The organism is Alteromonas sp. AO-Serp (genome assembly GCF_017849675.1).
In the GTDB taxonomy this organism is placed as follows: Bacteria; Pseudomonadota; Gammaproteobacteria; order Enterobacterales; family Alteromonadaceae; genus Alteromonas; species Alteromonas macleodii.
Genome location: NZ_JAFLMX010000210.1, coordinates 1 through 20,951, shown reverse-complemented (window position 1 = coordinate 20,951; position 20,951 = coordinate 1). Strand labels below are relative to the sequence as shown.

The following is a 20,951-nucleotide window of genomic DNA, read 5'->3' as shown; positions in this document are numbered from 1 at the left end:
GGTTAACGTTTCTAAGAAGTCTGCCACAGGTTTTGCGCGCAATTTACTCCACGCTTACCTCACCGTGTAATAGCGTTGCGCAGGTTTTATGCAGTTAAAATTGGGCGGTCAGGCCGAAGTAAAAGCTGCGACCCGGGGCGGGCTCGAAATAACCCCGACTGCTTACTTCCCGGTCGGCATTGGCGTTTACTCTGACATTCGAAAAATACATCTTATCGAACAGATTACGCACACCGGCCTGAATTCGCAAAGTAGAAGTAACATCATAGCCAACCCGGCCGTTCACCAGCCAATACTGTGCTATTTTCGTTGTATTGCTGTTTTCTGCATAGTAGTTACCGCTGAATGTACCTTCCAATTCCACTCGCCATGCATTTTGTTGCCAGTTGAGCTGATTAACCCATTGAATTTGGGGTAAGCCCGGCATCCGGTTGCCATTCAGGTTGTCGCCGCTGAGTGCGGCAAAGTCACCAAACTCATAGCGGGCCAGTGTCAGCGCGCTACGCCATTGCCAGTGTTGGTTAAGTTGCCACTGAAGGGCCGTTTCAAGGCCATGGCGATTGGTCTTGCCGGCATTTTCATAAAATGCCCGACCGTCAATCTCGTAGGCAATGAGTTCGTCGGTAACGCGGATTGAAAACAGCGCTACATCATAACTTAAATCGTTGTACTGGCCGCGCCAACCGAGCTCAAGACTCACGGTATCCTGGGGTTTTAAGATGGGATTGAAGCCGCTGCCCTGCGGGTTGGCAAACTCGGTAAAGGTAGGTGACTCGTAGGCTGAAGCGACATTGGCGTACCATTGGTGTTGCGTGCCTGGCCGATAGCTTATACCAATGTTGCCATTCCATTGGTGATAGTGGCGCTCGCCTGAGCCTACCGCACTAAGGCCGAGCCGGTCGTTTATCGACATTGCAAGATCATCATAACGCACGCCGGTGGTCAGGGTGAGGGTGTCAAAGAGCAACCAGTCGACAATGGCAAATACGCCAACTGAAGTGGCTTGCTGCAATTCATCTGCGGTTTGCTGCGTGACAACTTTATCCGGAGTGACTCTAAATCGGGTGCGGTCGTCTTCCTGACGGCGGATTTCTGCGCCTGCGGTATACCTTACTGGCCAGCCAGCGTTCTGCCAGTCCTGAGAAAGCTCAATACTGCCGCCATAAAACCAACGGTCGTACCTAATCAGACTGCTGCCAGGAAAGGGTAGCTGCTGGGTAAAGTTGCGGTGAGTAGCAAAGGTATTGGCAGACCAACTGCCATATAAGATGTCCTCATCGTGGTAAACCAGTCCGATGGTTTGCTGTGCCACTTGCTGCCCGCTGTTTAGCCTGCTGGCCATAAAGGTAGCCTGGCGTCGATCTGAAGCCACTTGCGCGACAGTAAGGCCTCCCGGATCCTGTGCTTCAGGCATATCCATCAGCGAGGTGATTATCGTAAAGCTTTTAGTGTCACTGAGGTCCCAGCGCAGTTTACCGCGCAGGGTACTTTTCTTTACCTGACTTTGCTCCCGGTAGCCGGCAAAGTTAAGGTGGCTTATGCTGATAACCGCGTCGATGTCGTTCTCGCGGGTACCAGCCTGCAGGTTTACTTTATAAAAATCATGGCTGCCGACATTCAGACTGGCATTAACTCCTTGCAGGCTATCGCCGGTCACAGTGGTGATATCAATTGCGCCGCCAGCACCATTACCGTACTGCACTGCTGCTGCGCCCCGGATAACCTGTAATTGTTCAACGCTGTTTAAATCAATATCATCCACCTGGGTTTGGCCGTCAGGCAATGTGTAAGGGATGTCATCAACCTGCAATTGCAGGCCGCGCACACCAAACGGAGCGCGCGAACCGAAACCGCGGATGGATATCCGCAGGTTCTGAGCAAAGTTGTAGCGATTCTGAAAATATACGCCAGGCACAAACTTAAGCGCTTCGTTTAATTGCAGTGCTTCCTGCAGTTGCAGTTCCTGCCGGGCATCGAGTAGCGAAACTGCCGCCGGGGTAGCAAAGAGATCCCGTGATAATCTCGTTGAAGTCACCTTTACTACTTCAATATCTTCAGCTGCTGGTGGTCCCGCTGATGGTGTTACTGCTGCAGCAAGCAGAGGCGGGCTCATGAGAAGTATGGTTAATGTTAGTGAGGTCATTAGGTGATGCTGAGTCATATTGGCCTTGCTGATTCAGTCGTTAGTTGTCGATGTGTCGCGAACAGGTGAGTTCATGAAGTCATCGCTTTATAGGGGTTATTTCCGTTTTGCGGGCAGGGGATCAGGGACGAAAGCGAACATGTTCCCGTTGCAGGTCCTTTATGCTGCTGCAGCCCATGAGTCGCATGTCGCGTTCAATTTCAGCCTGCATGAGCTTAAGGACCCGCTCCACACCTGGTTGTCCGGCCGCCGCCAGTGCATACAGGTACATCCGCCCAATTCCCACCGCTTTTGCGCCCAGCGCCAGTGCTTTGAGTACATGTGAGCCACGCTGCACGCCGCTGTCAAAAAGAACGTCGATATCATTGCCTACTGCGTCGACAATTTCGGCCAGTTGATCAAAAGAGCTGCGTGAGCCGTCAAGTTGGCGCCCGCCGTGATTAGAAATCACGATACCGGTGCAGCCAATGTCTACTGCACGCCTGGCATCTTCAACGCTCATAATGCCTTTTAAACAGAACTGACCATCCCAAAAATCAACCATGTCGGCCACATCCTGCCAGTTCATTGCCGGATCCAGCATATTGGTAAAATAATCACCGATAGAGCTGCTGCCGCCGTCCATGTCAATATGGGCCTGCAGTTGTGGTAGGGAGAATTTTTCGTGGAGCAGATAGTTGATGCCCCAGGCGGGTTTACTGGCAAATTCAACCATGCCGCCCAGGGTCAGACGAAAGGGTATCGAAAAGCCGGTACGTAAATCCCGCTCCCGATTGCCACCGGTGATTGAGTCTACCGTCAGCATCATAACTTGTATGCCACTGGCTTTCGCCCGTTCCATCATGGCCCGGTTAAGCTCGCGGTCTTTGTGAAAATAAAACTGATACACCTGGGGAATATCAAAATCCTGTGCAATTTTCTCCATCGACACGGTGCCCAGCGACGACACGCCGAACATAGTGCCAAACTTTTCGGCGGCGGCCGCAACTGCATATTCACCTCGGTGGTGATATAACCGTTGCAGGGCGGTAGGAGAGCAGTACATAGGTAATTCAAGTCGCTGACCCATCACCTCGATACTCAGATCAACATCTTTGACACCGCGAAGTACCCCGGGAATTAAATCACACTGATTAAAGGCTTCAGTGTTACGCCGCATGGTTACCTCGTCATCGGCACCACCGTCGATGTAATTGTAGATTGGGCCTGGCAGGCGTTTTCTCGCCAGGGTTCTGAAGTCCTGATAGTTATAGCATTGGTTTAAGCGCATAGCGTGTTACTGCCTCTGTTCGTTACTGCGATTGGGGTGGGGGCGAAGGTGAGCGTTGCTCAATAGTTCCCCGATCGGCCTGGATGTATAAAAACTGGTTAGCCGGAATATTGTGAAACGTACTGACACTTCCTGTTTTGTCTGGCCATTCAATAGTAATGGTGTCGGCCTGGCTGGCGTCACCCAAACCAAAGTGCAGGGTTGACGGCGCACCGCTTAAAAATCCGCCGCCTGCGCGTACTTCCTGCAACTGGGTAGTGTTGCCGGTAGTCACATGCACTTTAGCGCCCAGTGCCCGGGTGTTTTGCGTACTATCGCGCAGGGTGATGGATAAGTAGTTGTTGCTGGCGTCATCGTTGTGACGATTGGCATACAGTACCGGTCGCTGTTCGTGGTTACTGACCACAATATCCACATCACCATCCCGGTCGTAGTCCATGCAGACCACGCCGCGGCCAGAAAAGGTATCGGTGATCCCCCACTGACGACTGCGTTCTGTGAATGTACCGTCCTGATTAGAAATAAAAAGCCGACTCGGGGTGTTCTCAAACTCAGCCATGGCTTGCTTCAGGCGACGATACGCCAGCGGGTTACCAAGATGGCGGCTGAGTTGTGGCGGCAGATCAAAGCCGTTAACGTGAAATAAATCCAACCAGCCATCGTTATTAAAGTCGGCAAAGCATGCGCCCCAAGCCCATAGCCCTTCGGCCACACCAGCCTGTGTTGTTGCATCCTCCAGCCGACCCTGGTGATTGTGGTACAGGCGGTTACCACTGACCCCCCAGCTACCTTCCGGCTTGCCGTTCGGGTCCCAGATACTGCTAACAAACCAATCCAGGTAGCCATCGTTATCATAGTCTGCAACGGCTGCCCCCATGCCATTCTGATCTGAAATCTCATGAGCGTGGGTCTCTCTAGCAAAAGTACCGTCGCGGAGGTTTTTATACACCTGGCTGGTTTCAAAATCTGCTGCAAACAACAAATCCAGCCAGCCATCATTATTGATGTCGGTAAAGTTAGCGGTAAATGTAAAGTCTGCATTGCCTACCAAATCTGTAAGGCCTGCCTCGGTATCCAGACCTTCAAACCAGATCCCCTCCGAGCTGCTTATGTTGCTCCACAGGTGGGTTGGCTGTTCGCCGCCCAGTCCGGGGCCGCGCCAATGGTTGGTCAGCATGTCTACGGTGCCATCTTTATTTACATCGGCAAAAGCAAAAGACCAACTGGTAAGCTGTATTTGTAATCCGATGTCAGCGGCAACATGCAACTTTTGTTGCGCATCGTTGAGGTATAACGTGGGAAGCTGGGAGTCTGGCAACTGCATCTTTTGACCGGTGATGGATGGCAGTTCGGGCTGTAGCAGATTAGAGGTGAATAAATCTAGATCGCCGTCGCCGTCAATATCTACCATGGCTGCACCGTTAGACAGTTCAACGCTGGTTAATCCCCACACTTTACTGACATCGCTAAAGGTGCCGTTTCGTTCATTTTTATACAGTACGTCCGCTGCCGCGTCTCCGGTTGCAAAAAATAGATCCGGCCAGCAGTCACCATCAATATCGCCGGCCGCCAGTCCACCGCTAAAGATCAGGCGTTGTGCCGAAGACAGGGTATAGTTCTCCCAATTGATGTGATGTTTGTGAGCTAACCCGGCACTCACAGCCACTTCATCAAAGCGTTTGGCGCTTTGATGGGGGCTATGGTGCTTGGCAAGAGACTGATGCGTCGGTGCAGAGCGGGAACAGCCAAATGCGTCATCGCTAAGCAACGCAGCAGGGAGTGCTGGCCCCGGGGTCTGATGAGGCAGACTGGTGTGAGTTGCCTCCAGGTGTATGGCTACAGGTTGAGGAGGAGGCATATGACCGCGAAATTCTGCTACGAGGCGGTGCTCGTCAGGGGCTGGTGCATTGCTATCAGGTACCCATTTCGCCATACAGGCTCTATCGGTAATACAAGGATCGGTAAGGCTGGCTAGAAAGGCCTTTAAATCGTCTATCTGCGTTACTGTTAGGGTCAGGCCGTCAGGCAGCAGGCTGCTGCCTGCGGCTTGCTCTCGGTTAAGCTGAGCCAGTGCACCCTGGGTGTGTTGTTTACTGTCGCTAAGCAACCCGGCAACGTGCTTCAATTGCGGGTTGTTAGCAAAACTAAAGTCAAACTGACTAACCGACTCATCCGGTGCCAAATGATGCGCAATGATGGCATCAAGATCCGTGAAAGCGCCAGCGTGAGTGTAGGGGGCGGTTGCCGTCACGTTTAGTAGTGAGGGAGTACGAAATCCGTATCGGTCTTTGTCTTGTTGTGTTACGCCGCGGCGGCCAAAATCTTCCCCATTGGGTTGTTTACCACGTCCAATCTGCACCGCAGCAATATTATGAAATTTCTCATCTGTAAAAATTGGCGGCGTATGGCAGTTTATACAACCTGCACCGCCCTTATCCGGGCTGGTTAAAAATAGCTTTGCGCCGCGCTTCTGACTGGCCGTCAGTGCGTTGGTTTTACCGTTAACATAGTCAAACCAGGGGGCATCCAGCAAGATTTGAGTAGACTGATAATAGGAGATAGCAGTTTCGATATTGGCAAATGTAATCAGCGAATTCGAGCTGCCAGTGGGTGAGGCGAAGGCCTGCCGAAAGAGCTGCAGCCACTGCTGCACATTTTCGCTTTGTTTGAGCCGTTCGATCAGTGCGTGGCGTACCCCTTCGTTAGTACTGTCGGCAGCAAAGGTATGGCCACGCATTTCATCGGTGGATATCACCGGAAAGCGCACCTGAGTGGCGAGTAAATCGCGTCCTGCAGAGCTATCGCCCTGCCACAAATTACTATCCGGTGTCCGGTGGCGCTGATCTTCACCATGGGAGCGTAAGGTAGGATCAAGCACAAAAATGCGCCCGTCATAAAACATCGAGCGGCTGTATAATGACGCGTTAAACGTGGTTTGAGAGTGTCTGGCAACATTGGGTGTCCCGTCAGCTTTTGGATCGGCCGAACGCTGCCAGTCATGCCAGCGTCCGGGTCCTACCCAATTGTCATTATACGGTGACTCGCCAACCGGCAGGCTGAGACTATCGCCCCCGGCAAGATATGGGTGATGGCAACTGGCGCAAGCAACATCCTGATTACCACTGAGTGATTTACTAAAGAACAGCTCCATGCCTAACCGAAACATTGGTGTTTCGGTTGATGGCGACACAGTATCAACCGTAAATGCATAAGAATCACTTAAGCTGTCTAACAGTTTGCTCAGAGCCTGCTCTTCATTGGCTTCCAACCGCGCATTGCCACTGGCGCTGACCAGCGTCAGCAGTGTTACTATATATATCTTACCGCGACCAATGAGCCCCATTACCTTTTCCTTTCTTGCCTTACTTAATAGCGCTAACTGCGCTGCAACTACTGCCGCGCAAAAACTGGTTATTCACCAGGCGAATTTCCAGGCCATCAGCAGACGGGCGGATGCGGTTTATCTTTACATCGCCCTGATAGAGCGTGCGGGTTTCGCCTTGTTCGCGACCAATATCTTTGCAGTTAGGGCTGTAATAAGCGGCATACTCAGTTTTTTCTGCCTGCTTTTTCTCGAACACGGTAACCACTCCGGTGCCACATTCCGCCATTGCGTAGATATCATCATCCTGTGCGTATACCTGTACCGGCTTTGCTTCTTCGTCATTTATCCAGTGAATATGTTTATCTGGCGTGCGGACAAAAAAGCCGCCCTGGCAACTCACGCCTGTCATTGGCTTAGCTGCGCTGATTGCCTGGCTGCAAAACAACGTCATTAGCAGACCAGTGGTAACAGGAAGCATTAATTTATGTTTGTTGTTCATGGGGGTTCTCCGTTATCTGGGGGGCTTACCAAAGCCAATCCAACTATTAAAATTGCCTGCTACCACTATTTCGTCATTCTCAACTTTGAGCGGTAATGCGGGCAGGTTTCGTGGTGCCGGGCCGGCCATCACAACTCCGCTGTCTTTGGGGTTAAACACAGACTGGTGGCACGGACACATGTAGTTTTCCTCGTCTGTCATCCAGCCGGTGACCGGGCAGCCAGCATGGGTACAGATGGCTGAATAAGCCACCACGCCACTGGCCGATAGTGCCTTGGTGTCATTGGAAAGCTTGCTCTCGGGGAGCTTTTGCAGCAGCACCTGGTTGTAGCGTGAGCCGTCGCGGACAATGTTATTCTGCACGTCGTAGGGCAAAATGAGCTGTTGTTTGTCGAGTTCGGCCAAATCGGATAGTTTTATAATCTGGCCGCGTTTGCTTTTACTGAAATACGTCAGTCGGTCGCCGGGTTGTGGTGGCAGTCGCTCAGGTCGGTTCTGAGCAGCTGACAGCTTGCCGCTGACAGAGAGGTTGGCAATAGGAATGGCAAAGGCCAAGTACTTCAGCATGTCCCGACGAAAGCCATTATCTGGTCCATCATAATCCGCCTGGCAGCACCGGGATTGTCTGACATTGTCAGATGTACGATTTTTCATAGGATACCTTCTTACTACTTTATTGAATCTGTTTATGTACAACGAACCTGGAAGCCGGCGCCAATGCGCCGACTTTCGTCACCCCAAAGAGACTTAATCCGGCAGTGCAAAGACCCAGATTACCCCGCCCTCAGGGACATCTGCGATCCATTCACCAGATTCATCTTTGTCGGCCAGAACACTGTTGGTCCAGTGTGCGTCTACGCCATAGCCAGCGGTAATAGCGATATACTGCTTACCGTCAACTTCGTAGCTCACAGGGGGCGCAATGGCCGTTGAGTTAAGCGGGAATTCCCACAATACTTCGCCGCTTTCGGCGTCAAAGGCGCGTAGTATCCGGTCGTTAGTACCAGCACCAAACACAATGCCGCCTGCTGTCGATAGCACAGGGCCCCAGTTCATGGTTTTGCCAAAGTCGTGTTGCCAGACTTTTTCGCGGGAATTGATATTCCAGGCCTGAAGTTGACCTACACCCTTGTTAGGGTCATCAAGGTAAACATCGAGGTCGGGAATATCGATGCCAGCCCAGAATTGCCCGGATGCAGGTTCAACATCATCCTGAAATTTGCCGAGGAATGAGTTACATACGTTGTCATTGGCCGGCACATAAACCATGCCGGTTTGCGGATTATAAGACTCGTAAGGCCAGTTTTTACCGCCCCACAGACTAGGGCAGTAATCCACCCGTTTACCCGTGACCGGAACATGATCATAGTCATAGGTAGGGCGACCGGTTTTTTTATTAAGCGACTTAAAGGCGTTATTTTTAACAAAGGGTTTGCCTTCAACATAACCTATTTCACCGTCGTCACTGCGCTCCAGCCAATACATGTAGCCATTACGCTGAGGTGAGACCAGGCCCTTAACCGTTTTGCCATTTTGTTTAAAATTAACCAGCATTGGTGCATTCATGGCGGCCCAGTCCCATGAATCATTGTAATGGTACTGGAAATGGCCTTTGATCTTGCCGTTGTCCGGGTCCATGGCAATCGATGAAGCCACATAAAGGTTATCCCCGGGGCGCTGATCACCGAGCCATGGTGAGCCGTTACCCACTCCCCAGTAAAGTATGTCGGCCTCTGGATCGTAGTTACCCGGCATCCACATGCTTCCGCCACCATATTTCCATGCGTCGGGGCGTTTTCCTTGCTTTTTCCAGGTTTCATGACCTGGCTCACCCGGACCTGGTACGCTGTATGTGCGCCATGCCTGTTCACAGGTTTCGGCGTCCATCGCTTCTAAAAAGCCCCGCACGCCATACTCGCCGCCAGACGGGCCGACCAGTATCTTACCTTTCACCGGAGTGGGCGCCGAGGTGATATAAGCACCGATACTCCAGTCACCAATCTGCGCCTGACAAATGCGTTCCCCGGTTTTGGCATCCAGCGCATTCAAAGTGCCATCAAGTCCGGCGACATAGACTTTGTCGTCCCATAAGGCAATGCCGCGGCTGGTGTTATGCATCACCGACAGATCATAAGGATTGTCATGCTTATAGCGCCAGTAAACCTGCCCGGTTTTGGCATTCAATGCGATCACGTGATTGTAGGGTGTTGATACAAACATGACGCCATTATTGATCTGGGCGGGAGCCTCATGGCCGGAGTCCAGGTTGGTGGAGTAGGTCCAGACAGGTGTGAGCTTTTTAACATTCTTTTTATTAATTTGCTGAAGTTCACTGAACATCCAGCCTTCGTAATTCCCTTTGGGTAGCAACCAATCTTTGGGGTTTGCTTCGTTTAACCGCTTTTGCGTGACAGGTTTGTAGTCTTCAATTTCTTTTGTTAGCTTGGTCAGACCGGCGGCTGATGCATAAGAGCTAACCATGATACCTGCTAACCCCAGACAGCAACTCAGGTAGCTCAGGTGTGGAGCACTAGTTTTTTTCATTTTTTACCTCTGAAAGTCGTTTTGTTCGAGCAGAATGCCTAAATCAATTAACATGCCAATAACATTTCCCGATGGTTATATTCTTAATTTGTTGATTTTTAAAAGGTTTATTGGGACGTGCTGTTTCGTTGAAAAAATTAAGTACAGAAAGTCGTTTGAGTGAAGAAACACCTGTCGCAGCGTTAATGCAACAATGAGACACTTTTCGGTTGCGGTTGGCAGAATCGCACTTACCAATATTTGCCGAGCCGTTTTGCCGTATTTTCCCTGCAGGGCTTTTAGCTACTAAGTAATAACAACTAAAAAATAATAAGTGATTGTATTTGTTTTATTTTTCTCTTTATTTGATGGTGGGGCGGCAAACGGATCCACATCAATGTGGCGGTAAATACAAGAAAAAATGCATATTTGAAAAAAATGTTACAAAAATTGCATCATTACGTTAATTTGATAAGGTGTTGAATAGTTGACCAGGGGAATTGCCTGATGCTGCTAGTACATTGCCTGCAATAAACTAAGAACGGAGTACGACGGTAATGATGAAACAAACTTCGCAATCTATGGACGTTAGTGGTGCTGAAACATTTATGTCGGCCGAATTTCAGCTTCGAAATATTCAGCCGACAGAACCGATTTCCCGCTCTTGGCAACGTAGCTTGCTAAAGCACGGCCTTGATCCGCATGCGACCAACGAGGTTGAAGTTTTATCGTCCTCAGAGATGCGATTGCAATTGCAGCAACAGGAAGACTACTTAAATATTGCCCGGCAGGGGCTAACTGGTTTATCGAAGCGAATTGCTGATGCAGGCTACTCGGTTGTGCTAACCGATGCTTCAGGGTTAACCCTGGCGACCAATCTACCTACTCGGGAAAAAGTCCGCAGCAAAGAGTCAGGATTACTTATCGGGGCACGATGGGCGGAGGATCAGGTAGGTACCAATGGTATTGGTACCTGTCTGGTTGAAAAAGAGTCGATTATTATTCACCGGGATGAGCACTTTTATCCCAGTCACAGAGACTTAAGTTGTTCCGTTACCCCTATATTTGATCCCATGGGGGAATTACGTGGCTGCCTGAACGCGTCATGTCTTGGCGCTGACAAAAACAGAAGCAGCCAGTTTATGACGCTGCAAATGGTCATGATGTACGGGCGAATGATTGAAAACAGTTATTTTCGCAAGACCTATCGGAATCAGATGACGTTGAATATTCGTCCGGCGGAAAGCTTTTTCGATTTGGCGCAGGAGCAGCTATTAGCGGTTAACGAAAGAGGCGTTATCACCGGGGCAAATCGTTCGTCATTTTTTGAATACTCGTCACTGCTGCCAACTGATCAACTGCTCCCAGGGAGCCGGTTACAAGATATCATTGGTATTTCTATCGATGAGTTACTCACCAAAACAAACGGTGGTAGCAATGTTATAAAGGTTTATTCGCCACTATTACTGGAAGAGATTGAACTGGCATTGCGGGTGCCTGGTTCCCGGTCGGTGGCGTCTGGATCGGTTCGGACTGCTGCTAAAGCAGCCTCTCCCTTAACTTCAGGAAAGCATCCTTCACTGAACGAATTAAGTGGTGAAGATCCACGGATGCAAAGAATCGCGCGACAAGTTCTGCAAGTTATTGATAAAGACATTCCAATATTAATTACCGGCGAGACCGGCACGGGTAAGGAAGCCTTTGCCAGGGCAATCCATGATGCCAGTTCGCGGGCCGGCCATGCCTTTATCGCATTAAATTGTGCTGCCATCCCTGAAACGTTGATAGAAAGTGAGCTATTTGGATATCGCAGTGGCAGTTTCACTGGCGCCAACAAAAATGGCATGAAGGGCAAGCTGGAACTGGCCAATGGAGGAACCCTGTTCTTAGATGAAATTGGCGATATGCCTGTGCAATTGCAAACACGCTTGCTACGTGTACTGGCAGAGCGAGAAACAATGCCATTAGGTGCCACCGAACCGACTGCGTTGGACTTGCAGGTTATTTCTGCCACCCACCAGGATCTGCGAGCGCGAATAGACCAAAAGGAGTTTCGGGAAGACTTTTACTACCGCCTCAATGGCATGGCGCTGAAACTGCCACCGCTAAGGGAGCGTACCGATAAATCAGCTATTATTGCCAATGTAGTAAGACGAGAGCTACAGCACCTGGGTGACTATCAAATAGATGAAAAGGCTCGCCAGGCGCTGGAAATGTATCACTGGCCTGGCAACATACGCCAGTTAATGAGCGTGTTGAAATATGCCGCTGCGGTGAGCGAAAACAATTTGATAACGCTTGATAGTTTGCCAGATGAGATTCTCGATCATCATTCGCTGGATGCGTTAGATACGGAGCAAGAGACTGGTGTTGTCAAAGAAAAGGCTTTGTCTAAGTATGCAGGCAGTCACGAAGGTCAGTTATTATTAGACACGTTAAAAAAACACCGGTGGAATATTACAACGGTGTCAGAAGAGCTCAATATTTGCCGTTCAACGGTCTACCGAAAAATGAAAAAATACAATATTGTTCAGCCCAACGATATTTACTAATAATCTGAGTTTTATTATTTGAACCGTTAATTGTCGAAAGGTAATTAACGGTTTTTTATTTCCGTAATTAATTGTTGCATTATGCTGCAAATGGCGTGCGACACTAGTTTAATTTTTAAGAAAAATGATTTTTCTATAAAGTCCGTATCAATTTAAATTTCCTTTTAAATTAATGGTTAAACTTAATTTTTACAATTTAATTACAATGGCATGTTCTTTGCCATCCCTTATTTGCGAATGAAAGTTTAAATTCCAAACAGGGGACACAATGAAATGCAGTTTAATAAAATAGTACTAGCCACTTCTGCCTTAGCACTGACTTATTTTAGTCCGGCTTCATTTGCGCAGGAAAAAAGCCGGATTCAGTTGTCTGGTGCGGTGATGCAAAGTTGGCAGGCGGGGATGGAAGTCGACGGCGCAGCTGCGGACCCGGGCAATGCTAACACTGACTCTGGTTTTCATCGTTTGCGCTTTGCGTTAAATATTAATGCGCAGTTGACAGACAAGCTATCTGTTTTTGCCGAACTCGCCGAGGAGCCCAACGACTGGAATAACGGCAGCGCTGCTATCAGCCAGGATTTAGCGTGGATACAGTATCAGATTAATCAGGAAGTGGGTGTCAGGCTGGGAAATATGATCGCCACCACGCAGAACTTCCTGCGCTATTCTGATGGTGCGGCAGTGCAAAGTAACCCATTTGTTGGCAATAGTCTGGTAGACATGATCACAGCAGAAGAAGGTTTGTGGTTGTATGGGGTACATAAACTGGCAGGCGGCAGCAGTATTACCTGGGATGGTACGTTGTCGACACCGGACTTTTTCGCGGACTTTTCCGACGGACGAGGGTACAACTACGGCTTACGCGGAACCTATAATTTAAGCAATGGTTTATCGTTTGCAGCAGGTGTTTTTTCCACCAATCATGAGATGAGTGCTGTAGAAGGGAAGACCGCTGGCTCGTTGATTGCTGTGGGAGACGGCGATAACTATCAGTTTGCCAGTTCGGCACCGAATGCCAGAGTAACCCACCCGTTGATTGTGCCGGGCGTTGACGCCTTTATCTGGCAGGCTGATGTCCAGTACATGACCGATACAGTTATGTTCCATGCTTTGTACGGGAGTGCAAAAGACGATTATAGCTGGGAAAATGGCCAGGGGGCGTTTCAAACCAGTTATGTAGAGCAGGAATCTGAAATGAAGTTTTGGTCTGTAGAAGGGCGCTATATGATTAATTCAGAGTTTTATGTTGCAGCCCGTTACGCCGAATCAGATAACGAAAGCGTTGGTATTACCGGCAATAACACCGCAAGCCGTTTGCAGTTGGGCGGCGGCTGGTGGATGAATGATTTCACGTTATTCAAAGCTGAATATGTTAAGCAAGAGGAAGAACAGTATTCCGGAGGCGGTACTGCAGCATTCGGTGCTGCTGGTGGAGCAGAGTGGGACGGTATTATCGTTGAGGTCTCAGTGACGTTTTAATCTGTTCATTGCTTTGTGAGTATATAAAAAGCCGCAGCATCAACCTGCGGTTTTTTTAATTTTAAATTTAATTGTTTATAAATATAACGTGATTATTTCTGGCGTTTTTAACTGATAATCTAATACTATTTTGAGGGGGGGGAGCCTGAGTCTTCTGAAAAAAATAATCAGCTTCTTCTACTGATGAGTAAATATCTATTGAATTGATTATTAAAAAGGCGTTTCCGTCAAATAATTTATGAGGTTTTTGCTCAGTAAAAAAAGTTATTGAATCTTCGATGGCTAATTTACATAACACTAGCTCAGCTTTTTTTATTTCAAAATTAGCTGGAATTTTTGTGCTGAATACTTCAATTGTCTGCTGGTTAACTGAATTGGTATATGGGCAGTTTATTTCAAAAGTAGGTATGTGAATTCGGTTTAGTTTCTTTTTTAATCTTGTCATGATTAACTTTCACGTAAAATAGGCTATGGGTACCGCTGAAAACTTTTTATAAATGCTGAGGCTAACGCTGTTTGTAACAGTAAACTATAATATGAACTATGCGTTGTTAGTTTTCATTTTCCTTTTAGCTTCGTGATACAGAGGGCTGCAGCCCTAACAAAACTGCTAGTAATTGCCGTTTCGGCAAAAAGCGCACTGTATACCGCCACAATGCGCTTTGTTTATAGATTAATTAGACTTAGTTTTGCACATAGGCGACGTGGGTGCGGGTATATTCATAGAGCCCGTGTTTGCCGTCGGCACCGCCAATCCCGGACTTACGGGTACCGGCATGAAACCCTTGCATGGCTTCAAAGTTTTCACGATTAATGTAGGTTTCGCCATAGTCCAGTAAGTCAATTGCACGCATGGCCTGCCTGAGATCTCGGGTGTAAACCGAGGATGTCAGGCCGTATTCAGAGGCGTTGGCTAATTCAACGGCTTCCTCCAGGCTGGCTACTACTTGCACGGGCAATACCGGTCCAAAAATCTCTTTTTGCATGATCTCCATGTCTGAGTGGCACCCTGCAAGAACAGTAGGTTCGTAATGAAATCCCGGGCCGATATCTGCAACTTTACCGCCGGTGATGACTTGTGCACCCTCGCTTTTCGCCTTACTCACCATGGAGATGACTTTATCCAGACTGGCTTGGTTAATGAGAGGTCCCATTTCCAGATCGGACTGTTTCATTGGGTCACCATAGCGCGTCGCTGCCATCGCACTACTCAACTTTTCTATAAATTTATCGGCTACCGCAGTGTGCACATAAATTCGTTCTGCGCAGTTACACACCTGGCCTGTATTGATAACCCGGGATGCCTTAATTGCATTGACTGCCAGATCGAGGTCGGCATCTTCAAGCACTATTGCCGGCGCCTTTCCTCCAAGTTCAAGGTTGAGCTTGGTAACATTTGGCGCGGCGGCTGCCATAATCGCTGAGCCAGTAGCTACGCTGCCGGTAAAGCTGATCATATCGATTTGGCTGTTTGACGTTAGTGCTTGGCCTACTCCATATCCAGTGCCACAAACCACGTTAAAAACACCCGCGGGTAAATCAACTTCGTCGAGCAGTCGGGTAAATTCAAAGCAATTGTTTGGCGTTTCTTCACTAGGCTTTATGACGATGGTGTTGCCGGTGATCAGTGCTGGCGCCATTTTTCGTGCAATCAGAAAAAACGGAAAGTTCCAGGGCAGGATCCCGGCGACTACACCCAATGGTTTTCTGAACATAAAAATGTTTTCACCGGGCCTGTCGCTGGTGATGATTTCACCCTCAATTCGACGTGCCCAGCCAGCCATATAATCTAAGTAATCGGCGGTGAAATTTACTTCAACGGTTGCCAGACTGAGGACCTTACCTTGTTCTTTGGTAATTACTGCTGCCAGGTGTTCCGCGTTTTGTCGCAACTTATCGGCGATTTTGTGCAGATATTGTGCTCGTTCAATCGCGGGTTTCGCTGCCCAGGCTTTTTGTGCTTTCTTCGCTGCTGTTATGGCCGCTTCTACCTCCGACGTATCCGCATTGGGTACCCGGGAGAGTAGCTCACCGTTCGCGGGATTAGTGACCTCGATATAAGATGCTGAATGAGGTTGAAACTCACCATTAATATAATTTTGATATACAGGTATCTCAGACATACGCGATTCTCTTAATTTAATCATGAAAATATCGTGTGACACGCACTGCGGATCAAACTGCGCAGTGGTGTCGCTTCATGGTTACCTGAGCAATCGGCGCACCATTTTTTAGAGATATCGCTGATTGTCTTTATGTGTTTGAATAAATGTATTTTTTTCATATTTTCTGAATGTGGAGCATATTCAGGGCGCAGCGAAATCGAGCTGATTTGCATCAGCTGTAGCATCGCAATTGTCGCATTTCTTTTACAAATGAAGTCGCCTTACGCCAATGTGGCCTGCCGTTAAGCGTGCATAGGCTGCTATATATTTGTCTTTAATATTATGATTTTTATTAAATTATCAGTGTCGTTGGCGGTGTGCTCGGGCTGCTAATAACTGTAACGTCAGACTGGTATGTGAATTGCTGATTATTGTTACTTTAATGTGAATTGAGAAGGCTAAACATGATAAATACAAAATCAATCCGTTGGATCATGGTCGTTGTAGTGATGTTCTCATCAATTGCAGCGAGTGCTGAGGAACGCATTGTCTGGCAGCAGGGGGTAGATTACATAGCAGTCAAAGAACTACCAGGGGCAAGGAGTGACAAGCTATCGCCGACCATTCCTGAAGTAACCGTTAAACAGATGTTGGCAGGGTTGAAATATGAGGAAGAGGCGAACGTACCCGACTTACTTGGCTATGATCATGAGTCCGCCAGTGTATTTTCTGCCTCACTGGCCGAGCGTTTAGGACAAAAAGTGTATGCTCAATTGGTTCAGTTGTCAGCAGGCGAAGTCGTGACGTTTTCGGTCAGCGAAATCGCCCCCCAAATATTAGGACTGGGAGGTAAACCCGTGACGACTTCTGGAACGCTGTTTTATGCCAATGGCGCGTTGCAGCTAATTGTTGGCGAATTGCGGGTTAACTTCAAGAAGCGTTATATTCGGGCGGGTTATCCAATTCAAAATGGACGTTACCCAACACATGCTGAAATGGCGACCTTTCGTTTGGAAACGGGAAATCTTAACGAAATGTCAGGCGCAAAATGGAAATTGTTGCCGGGGGGCAAAGTCCAGCAACAGGTGCGACCTGATTGGATTAGTGTTGTTGTCACTGCAAGGTCGACAAATGATTCGACGGTATCCGGCGTGTTCGGAGTATGAGAATTATTAACGCTATAGACTAGACATAGTGATAGATGCATTCAAGTCTGGCGTCACGTTTACACAGTAGGTATTTTGAAGAAAACATGAAATGAATTGTCGTTAAGATAAGTAAGTGAACTCGTCTTTGGTACTGAAGTTTGGTACGAGGTATGTGGAAAGCCTTGCGATATATCGACACAAGTGCACTAACTTATCTGTTTGATGAGTGACGGCGAAAACGACAGAATGCAAACTAAAGCCGTCTATTTGTGCTAAATGTCTATTGTTACCTTTGTCTTGTTCGGGCAAGGCTTGCAAGGAAATACTGTTTTACCTGCGTTTTTGCCTTACGCGATCCGGTAGCTGACCGATGCTGCTCGAAGTTGCAGTAAGCTGTCCGTTTCCACTAAAAAACCACGTTCAGTGTTTTCATAGGAAAGAATATGTAATCTCCGATCCGCTTACAAAACAGTCATCTAGAACGATATACTAGTATGACCGCTTTTGATCAAACTGAGACTATCAGTACTTTTCTAAGATATGCTATTTCCAAGTTCATAATAATGTATTTTGGTGCTCAGAGCTTACGTTGTGAACCTTTGCGTATTCTGTCTCTGTGTGCCGGGGCTACATAAATTTCAACTGTCGTTTTTACACTGGCATGGCCAAGTTCTTCGGCTAACATAGTTTCATTCAATTCATCTAATGCTTGAGTAGCGCCGGTATGCCTCAACCAATGTGATGATGCACCGGCAATATCAAGCGCCTGTTGTTTCTTTCCACTCTTCATAAGAGTAGAAATAACCAAATCAAACGCTTCTTCAACAATATTATTGACACTGTCTTGCTTAAGCGGTTTACCAGTTTTCATTGATGGGAGGATTGGAGTGTCCTCATCAATTCTAGGAAGGGGGGCTAAGTCCATCGATTCACGGTATCTACCCAGTACATTTTCGATATATGAATCAGGCACCGTTACTACACGTTCTTTTTTTCCCTTGCCTACAACATGCAACACCCAGCCTTCATTACTAGGATCCGGTCGAAAATGATTGAACAAAGGGGTGTAATAGTCACGAGAAGATAATTCCGAAATTCTTAAGAACAATACTTTTAGGGATAACACTACAAACCTGTGAATTTCAAACTTCGGGTTTTCGTCAGCTGCAACCGTAAGGCATTGGATAAATGTTTCCCAGACTTCATCATCAAACGTATGTGGTGGCTGATATATTTTAACTTTGATCAGATATTTGCAGTTTTTCTTGGCGTCCGCCAAATAGTTACGCATAACCAGCTCAGCATCGATTAACCATTTAAAAAAAACATTTAATGATGCATATGAATTGCGAAGTGACGTTTGGCTGATTTTATAGGCATGTTTAGTACTGGAAGCCTTTCCAGGTGCTATCAACGATTCGATTTTCCGATTTGCCTTAGGCGTGCGATGCACGAAAGGGCGCCATTCTGGATTGACAACACGAATATCTGAATTAGGTCTGTATTTAAAGCGGCTCGATATTGTTGTATCAGCAATGAGTGTTTTGGGTGGTGACCAGATCCAATCGATATACAACTTTATATCTTCAAGTTTAGTATCTAGAACAGATTTTTCGCGTTCGCGCCAGCAAAACAAGGTAAATCTCTCAGCCTCATTTCTGAACCTTGATTGAGTGCCTTTTGCATTGCTTAAGCCTGTCACCAAAAAATTAAGCAATTGCTTCAAATCGTTTTTTGCAGGAATGCCTTGTTGCTCAAATGAATCAAGATACTCAGACAAAGTAGGGTACACCGATTTAAATTCATGAGTGTCAAGAATATCTCGCTGTGACGCTTGAAGGTCGATGGTGTCAGTAATGGGATGATATTTCATTTGAGCAGCATAACACTATATCCTGACAATTCAAAATCGTAATAACAGTTATTATTACGATTTCATTGAATGGCAACTTGAGATGTCATTTCATGGTTTTCCAGGTTTATAAGAAACGCTTTCTATCTTTGATATAAAACTTAATTGCCAGAATCCAGCAGGTAATCAGAGCGCCGAGAGCTAATTTATCATACCGTCTAAGAAATTTATCTCTGACAACATCTTCAATTCCTTTAAAAACTCCTTGTAGTTGAAAATTTTCCAAAGCATGGTGACCATAAGCGCTTATCAAGAAGAACAGGATAATCCCTAACAAGAACGCAAAAACACATCGCTTAGACATTAGAACAACATACAAAAATTCCACCATCCAATTTGGCATTTAACACAATCCTATAAGCAAATATTGCTTCTTACTTCTGGTAATTCACATTAAACGTCGCGTTGCGAATGTTCAAATAAAATTGTTTACGTTGAAACCTTTTTTGGTTATTTAGGGTGACGAATGTCATTTTGTAGATGATTAAATCAATATTTTACAAAGACTTGTGCAACTTTGACTAGATATAGCCCCCAAGAACGTCAACTTGCCTTAAAAGCAAACTTGTCAAATTTGTCGGTTCTTCCACAGGACCCCATCCTAGGACAATTCAAACAACTCCAGGGTTCGCTATGAAAAAGGCTGTCACAGCATTGAATATTCGGTAATGTTCCAAAGATGACCAAGTTTTAAGGGCAAATGCCGGGTTAGCGGCTATCTGACGGAAACCTACGGTTTCGAGGGTGCCACAGGATTCAAAACCGTAGGTTTTCGTTCAAATGCCCCCGCTGGTCCTATTACGGCGCCGCCGCTAATAAATATATTCACTAGGGCGTTTCTCTGTTTACCAATGAGGGCAACGCCCAGCAAACGTCATCAGATTTCACGTACGAGCGCCTATCTGGGTTCAATTAATGCAGCACGCCTTCAATAGTTATCAAGTCACTATACGAAAAGCAAAAAAGCGAACATCAATCTAAAGCGTCTATTCGGTTCCAGGTTTTTCGACGTGATAATCCCAGTTTTTCAACCAATAGATCAATAATACCAAAGTGGCCACAATAATGGCTGCGCGAGCTAAGAGGTCCATGTCGGTGAATGAGACCACTAACGTCCGAACAATAATGAAAATAGTGGTACCGATAATCCATTTTAATTTTACAAATTCATCATATGGGCAAACCTTAAAGCCTTTAACATCTTTAAGCAGATGGTTGTAGAAACGGTTAGCAAAAAAGTAGCACAAGTGTCCGATGTAGAGACCCGTATAAGTGATGCTTGAATCCCCATATTCATCACGCAACTGTTTGGCGCTTGAGGAAGAAAAGGTCTCTAGCCCAATTTGATAAAGTAAAAAAGTAAGTGCACCGAACAGTGATGCGAATAACAGAGAAGATAGTTTAAATGCTCGATTTTTAGCGATTTCTAGCGCATTTTGCTCGTTGTAATCCATAACCAATACCACAATTTTAATGTTACAGCGGTGATATTATTTTTAAATTTTTTGATATTTTCAATATGTGTAAATCGTTGATGAAGATAATTTCATAAGGCTGAAGGTACGATACCACCGGCGACTATGAAATCGATAAATTAGAAAAAAATCACTGAATTAATACTCCTGACTTCCGGAAATTTCACGTAGAAACATCTACTATCTCAACAAATTCTGGGGCTATGCCTGCTCACCAACACAAACGCACAACACCGAAAACAACGATACCAATCATTAATTACAGACCACCTTCAAACAGGTATTCCAAAGAAGGCGTCCCTCATCCACCACCGAGGTGCCCCTCTTGCTCAACTCGCGCGCGCCTTCGGCTGGTTTGTTAGGGCGGGGTTGCAGGGTAGATGCCACTTTGTGGTGTCCGCGGATGGGTTTTAATGGTGTTTTTATTTGAAGGTGGTCTGTAAATCTAATACAATAGAGGTAATGTTAATTGATAAGAGGATGTGGTGATGGTGAATGATTTTGCGCGCTTTAATGGTTT

14 protein-coding genes are annotated in these 20,951 nt (G+C 47.0%); 3 read left to right on the top strand and 11 right to left on the bottom strand.

Annotated features, from left to right (window positions below):
- Window positions 1-94 precede the first annotated feature (94 nt).
- From QVA83_RS14155 to QVA83_RS14130, 6 genes are all read right to left on the bottom strand, one after another.
- On the bottom strand, window positions 95-2,143 hold the full coding sequence (locus QVA83_RS14155) for a TonB-dependent receptor family protein (RefSeq protein ID WP_158297413.1): 2,049 nt from the start codon (window positions 2,141-2,143) through the stop codon (window positions 95-97).
- A gap of 121 nt (window positions 2,144-2,264) precedes the next feature.
- Window positions 2,265-3,413: an alpha-hydroxy acid oxidase gene (locus QVA83_RS14150; RefSeq protein ID WP_101566840.1), complete on the bottom strand. Its 1,149-nt coding sequence runs from the start codon at window positions 3,411-3,413 to the stop codon at window positions 2,265-2,267.
- 22 nt (window positions 3,414-3,435) lie between these two features.
- A complete protein-coding gene (locus QVA83_RS14145) occupies window positions 3,436-6,756 on the bottom strand; it encodes an FG-GAP-like repeat-containing protein (protein WP_101566838.1) in 3,321 nt (1,106 codons plus the stop codon).
- A 19-nt stretch (window positions 6,757-6,775) separates the two neighbouring features.
- Window positions 6,776-7,237 carry a hypothetical protein gene (locus tag QVA83_RS14140; protein ID WP_069945400.1) on the bottom strand — a complete coding sequence of 154 codons (462 nt, stop codon included), beginning with the start codon at window positions 7,235-7,237 and terminating at the stop codon, window positions 6,776-6,778.
- A 12-nt stretch (window positions 7,238-7,249) separates the two neighbouring features.
- The gene (locus QVA83_RS14135; protein ID WP_101566836.1) at window positions 7,250-7,891 is read right to left on the bottom strand and encodes a QcrA and Rieske domain-containing protein; all 642 of its coding nucleotides are present in this window, start codon (window positions 7,889-7,891) and stop codon (window positions 7,250-7,252) included.
- Window positions 7,892-7,984: 93 nt separating this feature from the next.
- Complete coding sequence (locus QVA83_RS14130) at window positions 7,985-9,781, bottom strand: PQQ-dependent dehydrogenase, methanol/ethanol family (RefSeq protein ID WP_231513035.1); 1,797 nt, start codon at window positions 9,779-9,781, stop codon at window positions 7,985-7,987.
- A gap of 536 nt (window positions 9,782-10,317) precedes the next feature.
- Between QVA83_RS14130 and QVA83_RS14125 the strand changes: the two genes are divergently transcribed.
- Window positions 10,318-12,312, top strand: a complete 1,995-nt coding sequence (locus tag QVA83_RS14125; RefSeq protein ID WP_231513036.1) for a sigma-54-dependent Fis family transcriptional regulator — start codon at window positions 10,318-10,320, stop codon at window positions 12,310-12,312.
- 381 nt (window positions 12,313-12,693) lie between these two features.
- Window positions 12,694-13,791 carry a hypothetical protein gene (locus QVA83_RS14120; RefSeq protein ID WP_239247807.1) on the top strand — a complete coding sequence of 366 codons (1,098 nt, stop codon included), beginning with the start codon at window positions 12,694-12,696 and terminating at the stop codon, window positions 13,789-13,791.
- Between the two features lie 67 nt (window positions 13,792-13,858).
- Here QVA83_RS14120 and QVA83_RS14115 read toward each other — a convergent pair whose 3' ends face one another.
- Both QVA83_RS14115 and aldA read right to left on the bottom strand, forming a co-directional pair.
- The gene (locus tag QVA83_RS14115) at window positions 13,859-14,236 is read right to left on the bottom strand and encodes a hypothetical protein (RefSeq protein ID WP_101566832.1); all 378 of its coding nucleotides are present in this window, start codon (window positions 14,234-14,236) and stop codon (window positions 13,859-13,861) included.
- Between the two features lie 238 nt (window positions 14,237-14,474).
- The gene (gene aldA / locus QVA83_RS14110) at window positions 14,475-15,914 is read right to left on the bottom strand and encodes an aldehyde dehydrogenase (protein WP_101566830.1); all 1,440 of its coding nucleotides are present in this window, start codon (window positions 15,912-15,914) and stop codon (window positions 14,475-14,477) included.
- Between the two features lie 446 nt (window positions 15,915-16,360).
- Between aldA and QVA83_RS14105 the strand changes: the two genes are divergently transcribed.
- Window positions 16,361-17,062, top strand: a complete 702-nt coding sequence (locus tag QVA83_RS14105; RefSeq protein WP_101566828.1) for a hypothetical protein — start codon at window positions 16,361-16,363, stop codon at window positions 17,060-17,062.
- A gap of 559 nt (window positions 17,063-17,621) precedes the next feature.
- Here the strand turns inward: QVA83_RS14105 and QVA83_RS14100 are convergent.
- The 3 genes from QVA83_RS14100 to QVA83_RS14090 form a co-directional block, all read right to left on the bottom strand.
- Complete coding sequence (locus tag QVA83_RS14100; RefSeq protein WP_239220270.1) at window positions 17,622-18,917, bottom strand: tyrosine-type recombinase/integrase; 1,296 nt, start codon at window positions 18,915-18,917, stop codon at window positions 17,622-17,624.
- Window positions 18,918-19,023: 106 nt separating this feature from the next.
- Complete coding sequence (locus QVA83_RS14095; RefSeq protein WP_101566822.1) at window positions 19,024-19,299, bottom strand: hypothetical protein; 276 nt, start codon at window positions 19,297-19,299, stop codon at window positions 19,024-19,026.
- A 643-nt stretch (window positions 19,300-19,942) separates the two neighbouring features.
- On the bottom strand, window positions 19,943-20,410 hold the full coding sequence (locus tag QVA83_RS14090) for a hypothetical protein (protein WP_061487042.1): 468 nt from the start codon (window positions 20,408-20,410) through the stop codon (window positions 19,943-19,945).
- Window positions 20,411-20,951: the final 541 nt, after the last annotated feature.